The sequence below is a fragment of the uncultured Bradyrhizobium sp. genome (assembly GCF_936928535.1).
GTDB lineage: Bacteria > Pseudomonadota > Alphaproteobacteria > Rhizobiales > Xanthobacteraceae > Bradyrhizobium.
Map to the genome: position 1 here is coordinate 1 of NZ_CAKZHY010000041.1, position 17,769 is coordinate 17,769.

General features: G+C 61.1%; 21 protein-coding genes and 1 tRNA gene. 9 read left to right on the top strand and 13 right to left on the bottom strand.

Going from position 1 to position 17,769, the window contains the following annotated elements:
• Nucleotides 1-252 (top strand): hypothetical protein (locus Q0687_RS05290; protein ID WP_298873139.1); only part of this gene is annotated, 252 nt, incomplete at its 5' end.
• Nucleotides 253-456: 204 nt separating this feature from the next.
• A tRNA-Met gene (locus Q0687_RS05295) sits at nucleotides 457-533 on the top strand.
• Nucleotides 534-1,226: 693 nt separating this feature from the next.
• On the opposite strand, the gene Q0687_RS05300 is transcribed toward Q0687_RS05295, so the two are convergent.
• Nucleotides 1,227-1,973 (bottom strand): Fic family protein, encoded by a 747-nt coding sequence (locus Q0687_RS05300; RefSeq protein ID WP_298873141.1) that lies wholly within the window; start codon nucleotides 1,971-1,973, stop codon nucleotides 1,227-1,229.
• Nucleotides 1,970-2,119 (bottom strand): hypothetical protein, encoded by a 150-nt coding sequence (locus tag Q0687_RS05305; RefSeq protein WP_194473088.1) that lies wholly within the window; start codon nucleotides 2,117-2,119, stop codon nucleotides 1,970-1,972. Before Q0687_RS05305 ends, Q0687_RS05300 begins: the two co-directional genes overlap by 4 nt.
• A 665-nt stretch (nucleotides 2,120-2,784) precedes the next feature.
• On the opposite strand from Q0687_RS05305, the gene Q0687_RS05310 reads away from it, so the two are divergent.
• From Q0687_RS05310 to Q0687_RS05330, 5 genes are all read left to right on the top strand, one after another.
• Nucleotides 2,785-3,006 carry an ATP-binding protein gene (locus Q0687_RS05310; RefSeq protein WP_298873149.1) on the top strand — a complete coding sequence of 74 codons (222 nt, stop codon included), beginning with the start codon at nucleotides 2,785-2,787 and terminating at the stop codon, nucleotides 3,004-3,006.
• A 117-nt stretch (nucleotides 3,007-3,123) separates the two neighbouring features.
• Entirely contained in the window at nucleotides 3,124-3,912 is a 789-nt protein-coding gene (locus Q0687_RS05315; RefSeq protein WP_298873151.1) for an alpha/beta hydrolase, read from the top strand.
• Nucleotides 3,905-5,038 (top strand): PAS domain-containing sensor histidine kinase, encoded by a 1,134-nt coding sequence (locus tag Q0687_RS05320; protein ID WP_298873153.1) that lies wholly within the window; start codon nucleotides 3,905-3,907, stop codon nucleotides 5,036-5,038. Before Q0687_RS05315 ends, Q0687_RS05320 begins: the two co-directional genes overlap by 8 nt.
• A 59-nt stretch (nucleotides 5,039-5,097) precedes the next feature.
• Nucleotides 5,098-5,469 carry a response regulator gene (locus tag Q0687_RS05325; protein WP_298873155.1) on the top strand — a complete coding sequence of 124 codons (372 nt, stop codon included), beginning with the start codon at nucleotides 5,098-5,100 and terminating at the stop codon, nucleotides 5,467-5,469.
• Nucleotides 5,470-5,710: 241 nt separating this feature from the next.
• The gene (locus Q0687_RS05330) at nucleotides 5,711-5,974 is read left to right on the top strand and encodes a hypothetical protein (RefSeq protein ID WP_298873157.1); all 264 of its coding nucleotides are present in this window, start codon (nucleotides 5,711-5,713) and stop codon (nucleotides 5,972-5,974) included.
• Nucleotides 5,975-6,047: 73 nt separating this feature from the next.
• Here Q0687_RS05330 and Q0687_RS05335 read toward each other — a convergent pair whose 3' ends face one another.
• From Q0687_RS05335 to Q0687_RS05350, 4 genes are all read right to left on the bottom strand, one after another.
• Nucleotides 6,048-6,746: a GrlR family regulatory protein gene (locus tag Q0687_RS05335; protein ID WP_298873159.1), complete on the bottom strand. Its 699-nt coding sequence runs from the start codon at nucleotides 6,744-6,746 to the stop codon at nucleotides 6,048-6,050.
• Nucleotides 6,747-6,857: 111 nt separating this feature from the next.
• Nucleotides 6,858-7,520, bottom strand: coding sequence for an HAD family hydrolase (locus tag Q0687_RS05340; protein WP_298873161.1), 663 nt, complete (start codon nucleotides 7,518-7,520; stop codon nucleotides 6,858-6,860).
• Entirely contained in the window at nucleotides 7,521-7,856 is a 336-nt protein-coding gene (locus Q0687_RS05345) for a hypothetical protein (RefSeq protein ID WP_298873163.1), read from the bottom strand.
• Nucleotides 7,853-8,782, bottom strand: coding sequence for a Ku protein (locus Q0687_RS05350; protein WP_298873164.1), 930 nt, complete (start codon nucleotides 8,780-8,782; stop codon nucleotides 7,853-7,855). Before Q0687_RS05350 ends, Q0687_RS05345 begins: the two co-directional genes overlap by 4 nt.
• 169 nt (nucleotides 8,783-8,951) lie before the next feature.
• On the opposite strand from Q0687_RS05350, the gene Q0687_RS05355 reads away from it, so the two are divergent.
• Together Q0687_RS05355 and Q0687_RS05360 are read left to right on the top strand one after the other, a co-directional pair.
• Nucleotides 8,952-9,173: a hypothetical protein gene (locus tag Q0687_RS05355; RefSeq protein ID WP_298873165.1), complete on the top strand. Its 222-nt coding sequence runs from the start codon at nucleotides 8,952-8,954 to the stop codon at nucleotides 9,171-9,173.
• Nucleotides 9,166-9,414, top strand: a complete 249-nt coding sequence (locus tag Q0687_RS05360) for a hypothetical protein (protein ID WP_298873166.1) — start codon at nucleotides 9,166-9,168, stop codon at nucleotides 9,412-9,414. Before Q0687_RS05355 ends, Q0687_RS05360 begins: the two co-directional genes overlap by 8 nt.
• 494 nt (nucleotides 9,415-9,908) lie before the next feature.
• Here Q0687_RS05360 and Q0687_RS05365 read toward each other — a convergent pair whose 3' ends face one another.
• The 7 genes from Q0687_RS05365 to Q0687_RS05395 form a co-directional block, all read right to left on the bottom strand.
• Nucleotides 9,909-10,091 (bottom strand): hypothetical protein, encoded by a 183-nt coding sequence (locus tag Q0687_RS05365; RefSeq protein ID WP_298873168.1) that lies wholly within the window; start codon nucleotides 10,089-10,091, stop codon nucleotides 9,909-9,911.
• A 538-nt stretch (nucleotides 10,092-10,629) separates the two neighbouring features.
• Nucleotides 10,630-11,823, bottom strand: coding sequence for an FAD-dependent oxidoreductase (locus tag Q0687_RS05370; RefSeq protein WP_298873170.1), 1,194 nt, complete (start codon nucleotides 11,821-11,823; stop codon nucleotides 10,630-10,632).
• 315 nt (nucleotides 11,824-12,138) lie between these two features.
• Nucleotides 12,139-12,924: a DUF4336 domain-containing protein gene (locus tag Q0687_RS05375; RefSeq protein ID WP_298873172.1), complete on the bottom strand. Its 786-nt coding sequence runs from the start codon at nucleotides 12,922-12,924 to the stop codon at nucleotides 12,139-12,141.
• Nucleotides 12,921-14,048: a DUF3224 domain-containing protein gene (locus Q0687_RS05380; protein ID WP_298873174.1), complete on the bottom strand. Its 1,128-nt coding sequence runs from the start codon at nucleotides 14,046-14,048 to the stop codon at nucleotides 12,921-12,923. The genes Q0687_RS05375 and Q0687_RS05380 overlap by 4 nt, the downstream gene beginning before the upstream one ends.
• A gap of 528 nt (nucleotides 14,049-14,576) precedes the next feature.
• Complete coding sequence (locus tag Q0687_RS05385; RefSeq protein WP_298873176.1) at nucleotides 14,577-15,491, bottom strand: sigma-70 family RNA polymerase sigma factor; 915 nt, start codon at nucleotides 15,489-15,491, stop codon at nucleotides 14,577-14,579.
• Nucleotides 15,492-15,525: 34 nt separating this feature from the next.
• Complete coding sequence (locus Q0687_RS05390) at nucleotides 15,526-15,975, bottom strand: carboxymuconolactone decarboxylase family protein (protein WP_298873180.1); 450 nt, start codon at nucleotides 15,973-15,975, stop codon at nucleotides 15,526-15,528.
• 552 nt (nucleotides 15,976-16,527) lie between these two features.
• A complete protein-coding gene (locus Q0687_RS05395) occupies nucleotides 16,528-17,556 on the bottom strand; it encodes an IS110 family transposase (protein ID WP_298873178.1) in 1,029 nt (342 codons plus the stop codon).
• Nucleotides 17,557-17,769: the final 213 nt, after the last annotated feature.

Consider the following 17,769-nt stretch of genomic DNA (forward strand, 5'->3'; position numbering starts at 1 on the left):
TCCCCGCAACACGCCGCTGCCGACTGCGCCTCGCCGGACCGCCCGAACCGTGCCACTGCGCCCGATGGCACGACCACCGGCCAGTCGCGGGAACCGCTCGGCGACAAATTGGCAAAATCGGACGGCGTGCTCTGCCCGCCATCAGGCGTCGACCCCGAAATGCATGCCCCCGCGCCGAGCACGGACGGCAAAATGCCTGTTATCCCGCCACCCGGCAGCCCCGGCGGCGACCCGAGTGTGAAGCCGAAATAGGCGTACTCCGGATTCCCCAAACTCCGTCATGCCCGGGCTTTTGCGAGGAATTCGGTCCAAAATCGGCTGATTTGTCCCCAAGCGGACTTGTCGCGCCGAAGCTTTCGCGGATGCGAGGCCGAAGGCGGATTGACTTCCCACCGCCCCCTTCCTTATATGCCGCGCGTTCGCGAGATCGGCGTTATTCGCCGCCGCGATCCCTGTGGCGGGGTAGCTCAGCTGGTTAGAGCACGGGAATCATAATCCTGGGGTCGGGGGTTCGAGTCCCTCCCCCGCTACCAATGAAACAAGGGTTTTTTGCCCCCACCGCTGTTGAGACTTCATTCGTACCACTGTCCGTACCACAAAACCCAGCCGCGCGGCTGAATGGCTCAAGGGCGAACGGTAGGTTTTTCAAACCCTTGCACGATCGGCTGTTTGCCCGAGAGGTGCACCGCCATCTCTTTGATGGGGCGGTTCAAGACTTCAGCTGACCTGGAAGTTGACGCAAGGGAGGTACGAAGCAGCCGATGTGTCGGCGGCCCCGTCTGAGCGCTAGCCTCCGCTGTCGGTTATCTTCGACAAATAAATCCATCGGCGAGTTGGGGCATCGTTAGAGCCTCCGGCGGCGAGTTTGTTGCGCCCGATTGGCCCGTGCACGCGTTCGTACCGATTACTCCAACGATTGCCTTGGCAAACCCTGCGATTAATCAAAGCATTGATCGCGACGGCATCGGCCTCGTCAACAAGCAGTTGCGATTGGCCAGCCGGCGCTATTTCTTTGCAAGAGATCTCTCGGCTTGTCCTTGACGAGCAAGCGTCGATCGGTGTCGCTCGCCGAAGGCACTCGCGCGAAGGGCTGCCGCTTCGCGGCACCGCTATTGCTGCCCGTCGCGCGAGTGCCCTCTTAACGGTCTCGCGGCTGCACTCGCTTTCGGGTCCCGCCGTTCCGGCGTCGCTATCACTGCCCCTCAGCGGGTGCGTTTTGCCGTTGCTTAGCGAGCGGCATCCTTCGAGCCGCCCGTCTGCTCGTCCCGTTTGAGCTGTTGCTGCTTGTACTCGGCTTGTATCGCCGGATCGTCGTTGCTTCCGCGAACGGTGTCCGTCTCACCCCTGCCGCCATCAAGCCCTTTGGCAGCGTTGATGTGCTCTTTGAGATCGGTGACGGCTGGGCGGATATATGGCTCAAGGTATTTGTCGAGAATACCTTTGCCGGGATTGTCGAGGTCTTTGGTGAGCGCTTGCAGGTATTTCGTCTTGTCCGTGGCAGCCCAATCGATGCTGAAGCCGGCGCGTTGCGCCAGTATGGCATGGACGACCATAATCGTCCGGCCATTGCCGTCTAAGAAGGGATGGCCGTGCGCAAGATAGCCCATGACTTCACCCGGCTTGGCCCGCATGGTCTTTGGATCATTGCCGAGCTTCAGGGCATGCTCAACGGCATTCTGAATAGACTTCGGATGCGCGAAGAGGACGTCGCCGCGTTTGACGGCAATATCAGGTGCTGTTTGGTTACGATCTTGTCCGGCCCACGGATACATAGCTTCGAACAGTGTTTTGTGGGTGCCTAGAACGTCCGCGTAGGTGAGGACCGTCTTTTTCTGAAGGGCCGCGAATGCATAGTCTATCCCAGTCGTGAAGGAGGCATGCTCCAGCCTCCGCACAATCGCAGGGTCTTTCTCTTCGGCAAGATTGCGTAGGTATCCGCGCGTTTCGAAGTCGCCGAACGGATCAAATGTCACGGGTTGGCTTCGCGAAGATAGCGGGCCTGAAGGATGATCATTTCCGGGCGTGTAATCCGCTCCGCGCGTACTAGACCAATGAGTAGCCGCTCAATCTCGTCCAGCTCGACCGTATCCCCGGCCAGGCGCGAGATGTGATGGGCCAACCGGTCATTCGGACCTTCAGAATAAGATACGTGAAAGGTCCGGGCCAGTGTCCGGATGTGCTCGGCGGTCGAGGAGGCAGTTACCTTATCCATATCAATAATATAGCACTTTTTGGCTGAGATTCCATTAACGAATAGGCCTTGAAATCAGTGAGTTGAAGGGCCTTTTCTGGGTAGGTTGTCGGCCCTTTGCACTACTAGCGGGGAACCAAGGACGGAGACGGCCTTCAGTGTCCCGGTGGAGTTCTGCACCGTCTGATAAGCTAACTGACTAGGCGGACCAAGGAGGCCCATCTAAGGTTGGGAGACACCATTTTCCGCTAGGCCTTGAGCGCAGTAAGCGAGTGACCAATTGGCATCCATCGAGCGATACGTAGTTGAACGAAACGCTACTCAGGTCCGCACGGCCTTCGCCGGCATCGTGAAGCTAGTCAAGGAAAAGGGCATCACCCGCGTAACCCTCGTAGTGCCGAAGAAAGGCGGCTTCGAGCACACCATCGTGGGTGAATTTCTCGGTGCAAACGTAGCCAAGGCGCTTGCGAAAGGGCAGTCAGTCACCCTCGTCGAGGGCGTTACGATGGGACTGGAAAGCCCCCAGACGTTTCGGCCTACGGCTGGCCAAGGGCTCCTCGTCGGCGCCCATATCCGATCCCCGAACGCTCGGAGTGAGCGTCCACAACTTCGGCCCGCCGATCCCCGTAGAACGCCAAAAGACGATTTTCCAATCCTGGATGCGTGGCCAGGTCGAAGATGCGGATGAGCACTCGCATCTTGGGCTTGGGCTCTACATCGCTAAGCTGATCGTCGAGGCCCACGGCGGGGATATCGACGTCATCTCGGAGGAAACGATGGGTACCACGTTCAAGATTAGGCTGCCGCGGGCGTAGATGCGCCGTTGACGAGTCAGCCGCCTTTTTGCCGCTGAGTGACGAAATGGAACGAATGACGCCAGCGGGCTTTGGCTCTCGTGGTACGCTCGTTTCGGCGACAGCCAAGGATGCAACATGGATGTGTTGGCGAGGAACAACGTCCACGTAAGGGGGCGGGGCGATAGAGCTATGGTGTTCGCTCATGGCTTCGGCTGCGATCAGAACATGTGGCGCTTCGTTGCACCCGAGTTCGAGAGCGAATTCAAGGTCGTACTGTTCGACCACGTCGGCGCCGGCGGATCCGACCTGTCGGCCTACGACAAGGCGAAGTATTCCACGCTCCTCGGCTACGCCGACGATCTGGTGGAGATCGGCGCCGCGTTGGGATTGAAGAACGCCGTGTTCGTCGGCCACTCCGTCAGCGCCATGATCGGGGTGCTGGCCTCGATCAAGGCGCCGGATTTGTTCGGACGACTGGTGTTGATTGGCCCGTCCGCCAAGTACATCGATGACGGCGATTACAAAGGGGGCTTCAGCGAAAAGCAGATCGCCGAACTTCTCGAATTCCTCGAAGACAACCATATGGGCTGGTCCGCCGCGATGGCACCTTCCATCATGGGCAACCCGGATCGCCCGGAGCTCGGCGAGGAATTGACCAACAGCTTCTGCCGAACCGACCCGGAGATCGCGAAGGCCTTTGCGCGGGTGACGTTCACGTCCGACAACCGAAGCGACCTCTCGAAGGTGACGGTCCCTACCTTGATCCTTCAGTGCAGCGAAGACATCATCGCTTCCGAAGAGGTCGGAAAGTTCGTCCGCAGCCGCATTCCCGGCAGCGAAATCGTGTTTCTCAAGGCGACCGGTCACTGCCCGAACCTGAGCGCACCGGCCGAGGTCGTGTCGGCGATCCGAGCCTATGTCTGAGTCCGGATCCGACGAGTATCGCGATCTGTTCGAGAACGCCCCTTGCGGCTGCCTCACGATCGGATCGGACGGGCGCATAACCAAGGTCAATGCGACCCTTGCGAGGTGGACCGGGTTCGCCGCAGAACAATTCGTCGGCCAACGGCTCCATCAGTTCCTGAACATGGCGGGCCGCATCTACTACGAAACGCACATCGCGCCTTTGCTGCGGATGCAAGGGTTCTTCAATGAGTTCGCACTGGATTTCGAGACGGCCGCCGGCGAGCGGCTCCCAACGATCGCGAACGCGGCCGAGCATCGGGATGCCGAGGGCGGAGTTCGGTTCACAGCCCTGGTCTTCATCAAGGCTACCGACCGGCGCCTGTACGAACGCCAGCTGGTCGATTCGAGATCCGAGCTACGGATAAGCCTCGCGAACGAGCGCGAAACAGCGGAGCTGCGCGAGCAGTTCATAGCCGTCCTCGGTCACGATCTGCGGAATCCATTGGCCGCCATCAGCGCCGGCGCCAGGATTCTTCAACGCTCGGGAAACCTCCAGAACGAGAAAGAACTCCGCGTCCTGGACATGATCAATTCGACGGTCACCCGGATGTCCGACCTGATCGACAACATCCTAGACTTTGCTCGCGGGCGGCTGGGAGGCGGCATCACTTTGCATCGGGCCATACGACCGCTGGAGCCGGTACTCGAACAGGTCGTCGACGAATTGCGGACGGCCTCCCCACAGCGCGTCATCGAGACCCGCTTCGAGATCGCAGACCCGGTCAATTGCGATCACACGCGGATCGGGCAACTCGCGTCCAATCTCATCGGCAATGCCCTCACCCATGGCGCCCGGGACATGCCAGTGCGGGTCGGGGCGAAAACGAATGGCAATGAATTCGAGTTCTGGGTCGCCAACGCAGGCGAACCCATCCCCGATTCCGCCATGGAAAAACTTTTCGAGCCGTTCTTTCGCGGCGACGTCCGCGCGAGCCGACAGGGTCTCGGCCTCGGGCTTCATATCGCTTCGCAGATTGCGCAGGCGCACGGGGGAAGGATCGACGTTACATCCAGCCCCGAGGAGACCCGGTTCGCATTTTCGATGCCGCTGGCCCAGGCGGATGAGCGGATTGGCAAGCCTTAAGTCGTTAATCTTCGGAACAACGTGCTCCCAGATCGCTTGGGCAGGAGAGGATCGCACAAATGTCGAGTATGAAGCCTGTCATCCTGATCGTCGAAGACGAGTTCCTTTTGCGGATGGATTCCGTCGAGATTTTGGAGGATGCGGAGTTCGAAGTCATTTCGGCGGCGAACGCCGACGAAGCCATCGCTATCCTCTCTGCGCGGTCTGATGTTCACCTCGTCTTCACCGACATTCAGATGCCGGGTTCGATGGATGGGTTAAAGCTCGCCAGCTTCGTCCGGGACCGGTGGCCGCCGATCAAGATCGTGGCGACGTCGGGCCACGTGCGTGCCGCGGCCAAGGATCTGCCGGAAGGCAGCGTCTTCCTGCCAAAACCGTATCGTGGCGTGGAACTGATCGCGACGTTGCGGGACATGACGGGGATCGCCTGACCTCGCTCGAGGTTTTTTCGTGGCTCATCCGGAAACCCAAAACCCGTTGCCCGAAGACGTTGCTTCGCGTGTGCGGCCATTCCCGCGCGCCGAGGCACCACAGTCTTCGCCCACCTCTTCGGTTTCGCCGGCGGAACACGTGGACAAGGACTGGCGCTGCCGATTGCGAAACCCTGACCCGTGCTAACCGCTGGGAACGAGCAGGCGGGCGGAAGGATTCGTCCAGGCAGGAGCTATCTCGATGCTGATGACGAAGGAACGACGGCCAGCGATCCGCAGCCTGCGCGGCTGGGCGATCCATGTGCTGCAGGAGGTCGGCGCCATCCACGAATGCGAGGAGCACGGTTGGGCGAAGGACCGCGCCGACCCGCTGGCACGCCAGCGCGCATTCGAGACCGCCCGCGAGGATCCGCCGTCCGGACTCACTCCGGACGAGGCCGTCGCGGAGCTTCGCGATGTCCTGGGTTCGATCGGCGATACCTGCCCTGAGTGCCGGCCGGACTGAACCGCACCGACAGCTCTACTGAGTAGCTTTGTGGCTCTCAGCGGCCTCACTCGAGCACGGCCTTAACTCTAGATCAGATCCTGTGCAGGAGCTTCATCTCGGCCGCCAGCTGGAAACTTCGTTTTCCGGCCAGCGCCGTCGCCTCCCAAATCGCGCCGCTGGCCTCGCAGCTGCCCGAAAAGCCAATGCCCACTTCGTACCCCCCGAAGATCGCGTCGCGAGCCGCCGTGTGTTCCTGGTTGACGATTTCACCGCGCCATCGGCTATCCGCCGAGGAGTAAGAGCCCAGATAGTAGAAGAAGGCGTCGCCTCCCAGCATGCGACCGTCCTCCAGCAGCATCACACCGGTCAGTCCGCCGTCAATCCCATCGAGCGCGCGGATGCGCAGCCCGTAGAGGCCATTCAAGATGCCGCCGTTGCCGACCTTTCCAGGGGGCGGCAACGAGTCCTCATCCAAGCTGGTCATCACCGCATGCATGACTTGATCGGGAAGCCGGACTGGAGAGGCGTCGAAATGATAGGAATTGCCGACAGCACGGCCGCGTATGATCAGCTCATCATCGTCCGCGCCATAGAGCTGCCGCACCTCGGAATTGAGGGCGTGGCGCTGTCCGGCTACGCGGCCGACGATCACGCCGTCGATCTCTTCGTAGCTTCCGATGTGGGCGAAAGCTGAGTTTCCTCCCAACATGCGGCCACCGCGCACATGCATGACACTACGGTTCAGCACGGGGCCAGCGCGATACTCGCATTTGTACAAACCGTCGAACAACACGCTGTCCCCGCTATAGCCGGTCAGACGGTACGCGAAAAGGCGGCTTGGTAACTCAAGAGCAAACCGCCGCCTTCAGGCTCGCGTTGATCATGACCTTTCCCGTGGGACTCATCTTGCTAGGAGCGAATCCCCCAAGCAGGCAAGCAGGGCGGCCGGGCCGGGATATACCTGGACGCATCCAGCCTGCCTCAGCGAACCTTCTGTGAAGCCGCCGCACAGAACGCCGACCGTCGCGATCTTCGCTTTGCTCGCCGCTTCGGCGACGTACGGAGTGTCACCGATCGCAACCGCATTGTGGCCTTCGACCTCAAGCCTCTTCAGGACCGCTTCGAAGATGTCGGGAGCCGGCTTCGATGCCTCGACGTCGTCCGAAGAGGTCGTCACGTCGACCAGGTCGCCGATGCCCGCGATCTCAAGATACTTAGAAAGTTCATCCTTCCTGGCGGAGGAAGCGACGGCAATCCGGGCGCCGACATCCCTGACGCGCCGCAGCAGATCGGGGACTGCCGAAAACGGGCGCACCAGCGGCAGATACTCGGATCTGAAGCGATTGCCGCGCCATTCCTCCATCTCCTTGCCATGGTCCCGCTGCGCGTCTTCGGACAGGAAGTGCGGGATCAGCTTGTCGCCTCCCTTGCCTATCTGACCCCGAGCCTGGTCGAAGCTGACGTCGTGGCCGAACTTCACCATCGCTTCGTGCCAGGCGAGGGCGTGCAGATCCACCGAGTCCATGAGGGTCCCATCCAGATCGAAAATTGCGGCTTTCGGCATTCAAGACCCTCCGTGGCGCGATCGAGTAACTTGCGCATACCAGTCAGCGTAAGGCGTGTTCTTCGCTATGCGACGGTTGAGGTCGGGTGAGCCGTCCTTCCACCAGACTGGACCGCGTTCGCCGAGGGCGCGCTTGGCGACGTCCACGGCACGATGGGCGACGGCTTCGGCCTCCGGGTCCCTCGCTGCCTTGGCGTCTCGGACCGCCCGCCTGGCGACCATCAGCCGCTTCGTCAACTTCGATCTCTCCGCCTCGTCAAGGTCTGGATTTACCATTCGCCACAGCCGGCAGCGGACGGCAAAGTAGCGACCATCAGGGGTAACCGGGTGCTTCAAGCCGACTTCCGCCGTGCTCCCGCCGTCGGCTTCTTTCCTACGGCCTCCTTGGCCGGCTTCTTGCCGGCGATCGGCATCAGCATCTCCTTCTGGCCGGCGGATGCCTTCTTCGCCTTCTTGGGCGACTTCTTCGGCGTCGCTGCTTCGGCCGCAGCGCCGCCGACGCTTTTGCGCAGCGCCTCCATCAGATCGACCACGTTATCGCCCTTCGGCCGTTCCTTGGGACGGATGACCTTGCCGGCCCGCTTCTGGTTTTTCAGCTCGACCAAGGCGCTCTCGTAGTGATCCTCGAACTTCTCCGGATCGAACCGGCCCGCCTTCTGGTTCACGATGTGCTTGGCGAGATCGAGCATGTCCTTCGTGACCTTCACGTCCTGGATCTCGTCGAAGTATTCTTGCTCGCTGCGCACCTCGTAGGGGTAGCGCAGCAGCGTGCCGACGAGTCCTTTGTCCATGGCCTCCAGCGCGATGATGTGCTCGCGGTTGGTCAGCACCACCCGCCCGATCGCGACCTTGTCCATCTCGCGGATGGTCTCGCGGATCACCGCGAAGGCGTCGTGCCCGACCTTGCCGTCGGGCCTGATGTAGTAGGGGCGGATCAGGTAGCGCGGGTCGATGTCGCTGCGGTCGACGAACTCGTCGATCTCGATGGTCCTGGTGGATTCCAGCGCGACGTTATCGAGCTCTTCTTTGGTGACCTCGATGAAGGTGTCGGTATCGACCTTGTAGCCCTTGACGATGTCCTCGTTGGGCACCTCGTCGCCGGTGTCGGCGTCGACCTTCAGGTACTTGATGCGGTGGCCGGTCTGCCGATTGAGCTGGTTGAACGAGATCTTCTCGCTCTCGGAGGTCGCCGGATACAGCGCAACCGGACAGGTGACGAGAGATAGACGCAGGAAGCCTTTCCAATTCGCTCGCGGGGCCACGGTTACGCAACGCTCCAAGTACGGGACTTTGACTCAAGACGAACGGGGATCGCCAGTTCCGACAGCCGGTCGACTGTCCCCGAGATTCATCCGGACACCGTCACGGCACCAATGGAAATTTCAGGAGAGGGTCCCTTGACTCTTTAGAACAAAAAGTGAACATAATTCAATGAACGCAACCTGCGAGCAGGCCGGCCCGCCCCTCGACGCCGCCGCTGACCAGGCCATCGCGGCCTGCGGCGGCGACGCCCGGGAGGCCGTGAAGGCCCTGATCGTCGCCAACGACTTTCTAGAGGCGCAGCTCGACGACCTCCGGAGGAAGGTGTCCACCGGCTATGCCCGCGGGCGGCTTCCAGGGGCCCGCGAACGCAAGGATGAAGCAGATGTCTGAGGTGACCTATTACGTCGCTCTGCCGTTCGTTTTCTCCGACGACGGCATGGCCGCTGGCGAGGCCGCGGAATGCCTGAGCGCCAACGCCGCGGTGATGCGGGCGGAGGCGCTCTCCCGCAAGCCGGGGCATGCGGGCGCCATCGCGTTCTCGCGGACCGGGGATCCCTCAAGCGGCGACTTCAGCGACGCCAGGCTGATCCGGAAGTTCGGGGACGTGCCCGACGACCTGAGCGCGCTGTGAAGCTCGACTGGGTCCGCAACGAGATCTCCCGCATGGCATGCGGGAGTAGATCCGCGCCCAGGAGCGAGATCGGGATGCTGCAGCGGGCCAGAGTTGCGACCGCATCGGCCGAGCTCCTGCTCACGCGCATGCGGGCGAAGATCGATGACCTCTGCCGCGAGCGAGAAGAGCTGCGGAAGGGAGCCGCTGCAGCCACGCGAAGTTGAGCTGGCTCAAAGCGAACCTGTCCGTGAAGCGTAGAATCGACAACGTACCGAGCGGCATGAGCGCGTGCTCCGGTGCTGTTACGGTTGCGGAGACCCGGACTCCTAGGCACTCCGGGCTCCGCTCCCTTTTTGCGACCGCAGATACGACGTCGGCTCCGAGAGCGACGCGCGAGCAAGTTCGATGGAACGAAGCTCGGGACTGCGGGTTGGACGGCGAAAGCATTTGACAGTTTGAGAGCACGATCGGCCCGGGCAGCAATTCGGCTGCCGGGGCCGATTTCTGTCCCGCTACTTGGCCGGCGGCCGCAACGAGCTGTCGGCCCACTTTTGGGCCGCGGGGTCGTGCAGCGGATCGTCATCGCAGGCGCGGCAAACGTACCGGTGCCGGTCCGCCGCCGCTTCGCCCGGAACAGCCGTCATCGGCTTGCCGCACGTCGGGCACAGCTTTCGGCTCGAGTGGAGCACAGCCATCGGATTTTCCTCTGCCGCCTGCAGCTTATTTCCCCGTACCTTGACCTATCCGCCGCCCGATATTGAAATCGGGCTTGCGTCGTGGAAGAGTTCTACAGAGGCTTCGCGCAGCGGGCGCGCGATCTGGCCGAGAACGCGGACCCGATCACCAGGCGGAGGCTGCTCGATCCCGCTAAGAGGTACGATTTAAAGGGCAGCGGAACGAGCTACGGGCGAACCGCAAGCCCGTCGGGCAGTTCGTCATCTCGCCGGAGATGGGACCCGCCTTCATGGAGACCCTCGGCCCGGCGCCGCAGCGGGCTGTCGGCCCATTCCGGGCCACGGCGTCGTGCAGCGTATCGCCCTCGCAGACTAGGCAGAGTAGCGCGGTCGCCCCTCGGCGGCATCGTCTCGTGCGGCCATCCGCTTCCCACTCCGAGAGCGCCGCCGTCAGCGCGGTTGCCTGGCGTGTTCGCACTTGCTTCACTTCAAGATCAACGAATTGCAGGAGGCTCCAGATGGTCTGTCGGCGCCGCCGCCGCAATGGGCCTAAAAGCGTTCACCTAGATGCGTCGAGTGCGTATCGTTTGTCGATGTCGAGCATTGAGCTCGCAAGCAAATCCTCAGCCGTACCGTCCACCGGTGGATAGATGAGCTTCGTGTTTATCTTTTGCTTAATTGCCTTGGCTTCAGTCCCAGTAAGTTCGACGTTTCGATTCCACCCTTCTGTCCTGACCGCGCCCGACCGGCCTAGATCCAAGCAAGTGACGTATCTCAACTGTGAATACGCCACAGGCGGCATGCCAAGAAGGTCTCGCGCAGCGTTCTCGCCTGCTACACGTCCAATTTGAAGAGCGTGCTGGCAGGATTGTAGCGCGTAATGTCCGTCGCCAGTGTCGGCCATCGCAGCGTCTCCTGCGACAAACACTGCTGGCGCAGCGGGGGCTCTCAGCGTGGAATCGACAACCACGCGGCCGAGTTTATCTCGCTCGCCCGGAATTTGCTTTGTAAACGGCGCCGCCGCCATGCCCGTCGCGAGCACAATGACATCGGCAGCAAGATTGCTCCCATCGACAAAACTGACTCGGTTGGACCCGAGTGCACTGATCCTTGCTTCAAGTCGAAGCTCGACGCGAGCGTTCTCCAATGCCGCCTCGATTTGCGATCGAGGACCCGGCCCGAGCTCAGGGCCAACGGTCGAAGCTCGATCAATCAAGACTATACGCATGCACTCCGCAGCTTCGGCTGCACCATGTTTCAGAAGCCGATCGCGCAGTTCAAGTGCTAGTTCAATGCCTGTGAAACCCGCACCGACGATGGCGATGGTCGGTTCCTTAATTTCTTTGGCGATATCAAGCAGTCGTCGATCGAGAGCGATAGCTTCTGCCTGACTATCAACGGAATAAGCCTCTTCAGCTCCCGGCACCTGTGGACGACGCATACGGCTGCCGGTTGCTACAATCAAGCGGTCGTAGCCAAGCGGCTCGCCTGACACGAGCCTGACGACCTTGGAGGTCGCGTCAAGCTCAGTAGCCTCACCGCTCACGAATCTAATGTCGAGCTTGCTTAGAAGCGGCGGCAACTCGACCGCGAGGGTGTCGGGCTTCGACTCATATAGGCGCGGCCGGATTTCGAGCTTTGGCGCGCGGGATAAGAGAGTGATGTCGACCGCATAACCTGCTACTCGCCGGGCGGCGACCGCGGCCCAGAAGCCGGCAAATCCACCGCCAATAACCAGGATCCTCTTAGACATTAGGGCTTCTCTTGTTCGTTTCGCACTGAGCATTCGTCGCTCGCGAAGACAAGACGAGTTGGCCGTCAGGATTGTGACATTCGTGTCGCTTCTTAAGAGAATGACCACTACGGTGCGCATTCTGCGGAATGCCGTCTCGTCTTTGCGCGCAGTCGAGGAAGGTCATGCGGCAGAACGGCTTCTCGTCGAAAGGCGCGGCTAGGTGCTTGATTGGCCTCCCTCGGCGGATGCCGCCGGGTTATCAAGCGAGACAACATTCCGCTCTCATTCAGCTAGGTTGAGCCACGCCGGTGCGCTTGACAACAGGATCAGCCATTATCCCAACCACGAGAGCGACCGCGCGAGAAACGAGGCGCCATCGTGTCGTTGCCATTCGCCGTGGGCAACTATAACACGCTCAGGTCGCCAGTTCAGCACCTTGGAGCGCGCCTGGCGAGCGAGCCGGCGGTCGATAAACGACAGCCGGACGTCGAGCGGTGCGCGCGCGCCGGAGCGCGCAGTGATGCCTAACCACTGGGCCAGGCGGCGCTGCCATGGCTTCCACCTCTTTCGGAGGTACTCCTCGCCGAACGCCTGGACGAGGTCACCAAAGACCGCAGTACCGGATTCCCTATGGAAAAACACGATCTCATCCAGGAACGGCGAGCCGCGGAACCAGGCTTGATCGATGTCACGGCGCCACGCGGCAGGCGGCTCATCGGTCAGAGCGCGTTCGAAAGTCAGGTCCGGCCGCTTGCCGATCGTGGACGCCGGTCCCCACAGCCGCGACCGGGGAAAGCAGTCCCGCCATGACGACAGAAACAGATGATGCAGCTTGTTCGGGCTGACGAGATGGCGGACTGGACCGAGACAATTAAGCTCCGCGCGTAGCACCTCGCTGAGCTCGACGGGCGACCAGACCCAGAGGTCACCATCCGAAAGTTTGATGATCACCATTCGCGTTGGATAAGGAAAGCCGTGGAAGGACACGTCCGAACCTTCAGCGATCCAGATCCCGCTCGCTATTGACTGAAGTAGAGGCTTCGCCATGCGCGCGCGGAGCTCACCTTGAGTTCTGCCTAAGCCAGGGATGATGATGTTTTCGGCCAGCAGGATCTTCAAACCGACCGAGGCTCGAGCCAGTACGTCAGCGAAGTCCTTGCGCGCCAGCCCGTGGGCGACCCTTCATCCCGCTCGGCCGAAAACTCGGCATTGCCTTTGAGACCTTGGAGCGCACCCGTTCCCGAGCTATCCACGATTTCCCAGCGGCCATGGACGATGGCCCCGGGCTCCATCATGCCCTCGGCCTTGAGCAGGAACGATCCCTCGAGGCCCGCCACGGAGCCCGCGATACGTTCATAGCAGATCAAAGTGCCGGTCCCATCGGGACGCTCAAGCCTCAGGTGCGTGGCGTTCCCTTTGCCGACAATGCCGCCCGTGAACTTCTCGACCAGCCGCGTCTCCACGATTGCAAGGCCGCTCGCATCGGTATGGTCAAGCACTGACCTTTCGTATCTTTCGACCTCGACCTTGCTTTCAAGGACGCGGGGCTCGCGGGTCCTGTCTCCGAGACGCGGCAACCCGCTCTGGGTCTTCGGACAACATCGCAACGAGCTCTCGAGAGCCACGGTGGCTTCCCATGCTCTCACGGTCGAGTATTCGGCAAGAACACGGAACGCCTCGTGCAGATCCGCCGCAGCAATGCCCGCCGCAAGTCCCATGCGCGCGTGCGCGGCGAATGCCTGTCCGAGGCTTCCGCCCACGACATCGATCGCGAGACTGGCAAAAATTCGCTCACGATGGCTCAGTCCGGTCCGCGCCCAAAGCTCGGCCGATTGGCTCTCGATGCGCAGGGCGAGCTGGGGATCGGCAGCTCGGATGGCCCCGAGCACATCGGCCGGATATGGTGTTGCCGGATGTGGAGCTGGAGCGCGAGCTCCGCGGCTGTCAGGGCTATGGCCAAGCTCCGCAACGACGACAATCAGTCGCTCGAATGCTCGTGAGGTCGGATTGAGACCAGCCGCCGGTGCGACATGACGCAATAGCTCACGCAAGTCCTCGGCTGACATGTTGGCCTTGCTCAAGGCCATCGCGACATGGAGCTCGAATGGTAGGCCCAGCTCCCTGACTGCGATATCTCCGGACAGAAGCAGGCAAGCTTTCTCGCGCGTTGAGAGCAGCGATGGAGACCAGATGCTGCGAGCTGCCTCCAGTCCCATCGCGCCGAAAACCGGATCAAGCCGCATGACGCGGTCGGGGGACACTAGTTCCATGACAAACTCCCTTGATGTGGGGCGCTCCAGCACAGCCAGATCAGTAGATGCCGGGCACGAGGCGATCGGTCTCGCCACGGTACTTTTGGTAGTCCTGGCCGAATGCATCGATCAGCAGCGCTTCTTCGGCATTTATACGCGCAACGATCGGCACGACTGTTGCGGCCGCGAAGGCGACGCCCGCAAGCGAGCGAAATGCAAGACCCGAGTGACAGCCAGCGGGCGGCGGGAATGCTCAAGGCCGCTATTGCATGACCGAGCGTGCATCCAACGGCCGTGCCGATCGCCAAACCGAAAAATGCCCAGCCGTCATAGGCTCTTTGAATCGTCATGTAGCCGAGAGATGACATCTTCAATTTGTTGAACATTTCAAAGAAGTGAGCTCCTTCGGGCACCAGGTAGATTGCGACGGAAAGGATCGCGGCGATTCGCAGCAGATCGGCCCGACGTCGCCTATGACCGATGGTGCTCTCATGCAGGAGCCCCGATCCACCAACGCCGTCAGGGCTCGGCGACATGTTTCAGCTTGTCCGGGTTTCCGACCACGTAGACCGCCTCGATCTTGTCATCGGCGATCTCGAGAGCGATCGTCAGAAGGTCACCCGATGCGAGAGTAGCCACACAGCCGGGGAGCCCGTTGATGATCGCAGGACGCAGGTCTACGAGAGGGTCCGCCCGCTTGCGGGCCAAACCCGCCACGAGCGCCAGGATCTTGGCGCGTCCATTGATCGGGTTGAGAGCGGCCCGACGTTTGCCGCCGCCGTCCGTGTACAACACAGCGTCCTCGGTAAGGATGCTTGCCAAGCTGTCGACCTTGCCCGTCCGGTAGGCCGTCATGAACGCCTGGAGGATTTCGCTGCCCTTGTCAGGCTGAACAGGGAAGCGCGACCGCGACTCTCGGACGTGGGCCCGCCCACGGGCGGCCAACTGACGACACGTCGCTTCGTTGCGCCCGAGAAGCCGGGCGACCTCCTCGAAACCGACGTCGAAGACGTCATGCAACAAGAAGGCGGCCCGCTCGAGGGGCGAAAGGCGCTCGAGAGCCAACATCAATCCGACGGACAGATCGGTTGCATAGTCGCTCGCGGTCTCTGCCCCCATTGTCTCGGCGTCCAGCACTGGCTCCGGCAACCAGGGGCCGACATATGTCTCGCGCTTCGCGCGGGCCGATTTCATCTGATCAAGGCAGATGCGCGTGACGACCCTGGAAAGAAAGGCCCGCGGTGACTCGACGCGCGTCCGCTCGGTCCTGTGCCATCTAATATACGCCTCCTGCACGGCATCCTCCGCCTCGGCCAGCGAGCCGAGCATTCGGTACGCCAAGCCAGTCAAGTAGCGGCGGTGCCCTTCAAACTGGTCCGCTGGTCCGCGCCCGCTTCCCTTCCTCAAAGTGTTCTCCTGGAAGGCATCCGTCATGGTGCACTCCTGCGGAAGTAACCGGCATGCATGGTCAACTGGCCTTTCGATCGTCCGGATGTTGGGCGCGCGCCCCGATCGCAAGTCGGTTGAAGGCGTTGATCAGGGCGATTGCAACGGAGAGCGCGATGATCTCATCCTGCGAGAATTGGCGTCGCAGTTCTTCAAACACGTTATCAGGCGCGTGAGTTTCAGCGATGCAGGTCAAGCTCTCGGTCCAAGCCAGCGCGGCTCTTTCTCGATCCGAGAACAGGGCCGATTCCTGCCAGCCATCGAGCAGGAGCAGCCTGGTCGGGCTTTCGCCGTGCTTGAAGGCTTCGGCGCTGTGCATATGCAGGCAGAAGGTGCATCCGTTGATCTGAGAGGCCCTCACCTTTACGAGTGCGGCCAGTTTGGGATCGAGATTGCCCTGGACCCAGCGATTCGCCGCGCGCATGGCCTCGATGCCCTCGTTAGAGCTTGCAAGATTGATGCGGGGTGTCATTTCTGGCCTCCTTGACTGTTCGACGACACAGAGACGAGCTGCGGCGAGGTTCGTGACATGCGGATCAAGGGATTGTTTGAAAAATTTGGCGTCGCTGCTCTGCAATCACCCGGATCCTCGCGGATTGTCGGGTCCATCTGAAATGCGAGCGATTGAGCGCCAGCCGCAGAGCTGTTCTTGCACAATTTGCGTCTGACTGTCATTCGGCCCTTTAATTGCAGTTTGGTGTCAAGCCTGCATTTCTGAACTCGCCAATGGCACGGTGGTAGTGCTCGCGCCGTCGGAGCTGTCCGGGTTGCGGAGACGGCGCGGGCGCGGCTGATACGTGCTTGCCGGCCAGGCATGGATCGTTTGGACTGTTGATGTCTTCGCTGGGGTCATGGTCCTTTCCGAGGTCGCTCAGCGCCTCATGATGATGTCCGGGCCGGGCGCCTCAACGTCTGCAGCGGAGTACGGACAAGCCGTCACCAGCCGAATGAACGAGGTCGCCACAACACCGTCCCAGCGGGACATCGCCAGTCCGGCGGACCGGACCAGGAACTACAAAATCGGTCAGGCTTCCTTCACCAGACCCCAGTCGAACGATGTGCCGTCCACCCAAATGCAGTGAAGAACCACGGCGATCTTTCGGGCGATGGCGACCTTTGCCTTCCTCATGCCAATCCTCTTGGCGAGCTTCATGCCCCAAGCCTTTAGGGAAGACCATTTCTTAGTTCGATAAAGTAGCACGGTCGCGGCCTCAAACAGGTAGGTTCGGAGAAGACGGTCGCCCCAACGTGATATCTTGCCGTTGATGTCGGTTTCGCCAGATTGGTTGCGCCGAGGTGTGAGACCGAGATAGGCGCCGACACTCGATGCTGATCTGAAGCGCGACGGGTCATCGATCGTATGGCGGAAGGTCAACGCCGTCACCACGCCGACACCGGGAACCGTCATTAAGCGGCGCGTCGCCTCATCCGCCTTCGCCAACTGGCGGACTTCATTGTCGAAGTTGTTCTGTTGCTTGCAGATCTGTTCATGGATCGATAGCAGCGGGGCGATTACGCTAAGGAGCTGATGATCTTCGCCCAATAGTTCGCAGACCTGATTTCGAAATCGGATTCCGATCGCGCGTGGGAAGAGCAAGCCATATTCTTTGATTAGACTGCGGACTTGGTTCTCGATGTCTCGACGAATAGCCACGAGCCGAGATCTCGCGACAAGTATCGCGCGTATTTTCTGACTTCCCTCGCTCTTGACTTTGACTTCTCGATACCAGCCGACCCGCACCAGTTCGGCCAACCCTCGAGCATCATTCTGATCGCTTTTGTTCATCCGTACCGACAAAGCCGCGTGGGCATGACGCGCGTCGATACAAACTACCGGAAGATCAACCCTACGAAGTTCATGCCATAGCCAACTCGCCATCGCCCCGGTCTCAAATCCGATGCGCTCCGCCTGTGGCGCCCGCTTGCGAAGCAGTGCCGTCAACGCCCCCGGGTCGGACTTGGCCTTTCCCTCGAACAAGACCTGACCCACTTCGTTGACCACGCACACCGACGTTTCTTTTTGCGAGACGTCCAGCCCAACATATTGCTTCATAGTCCCCTCCGATTCGCGAGATTGCGGAAGGTTTGAAGATAGCGGACCTTTCGAGCCGCAGGTGCCGACCGCAATTACGTCATCGTCTGCAATATTGACCCCCTAAGCCGGGGGATCGGCGTCCAAAATTGGACGCCGATGAGGGGTCAAATTTGCAGACGATGACGTAATTGCGGTCAGCGCTCGGCGCACCAAAGCTCCGTTATCGTCGAG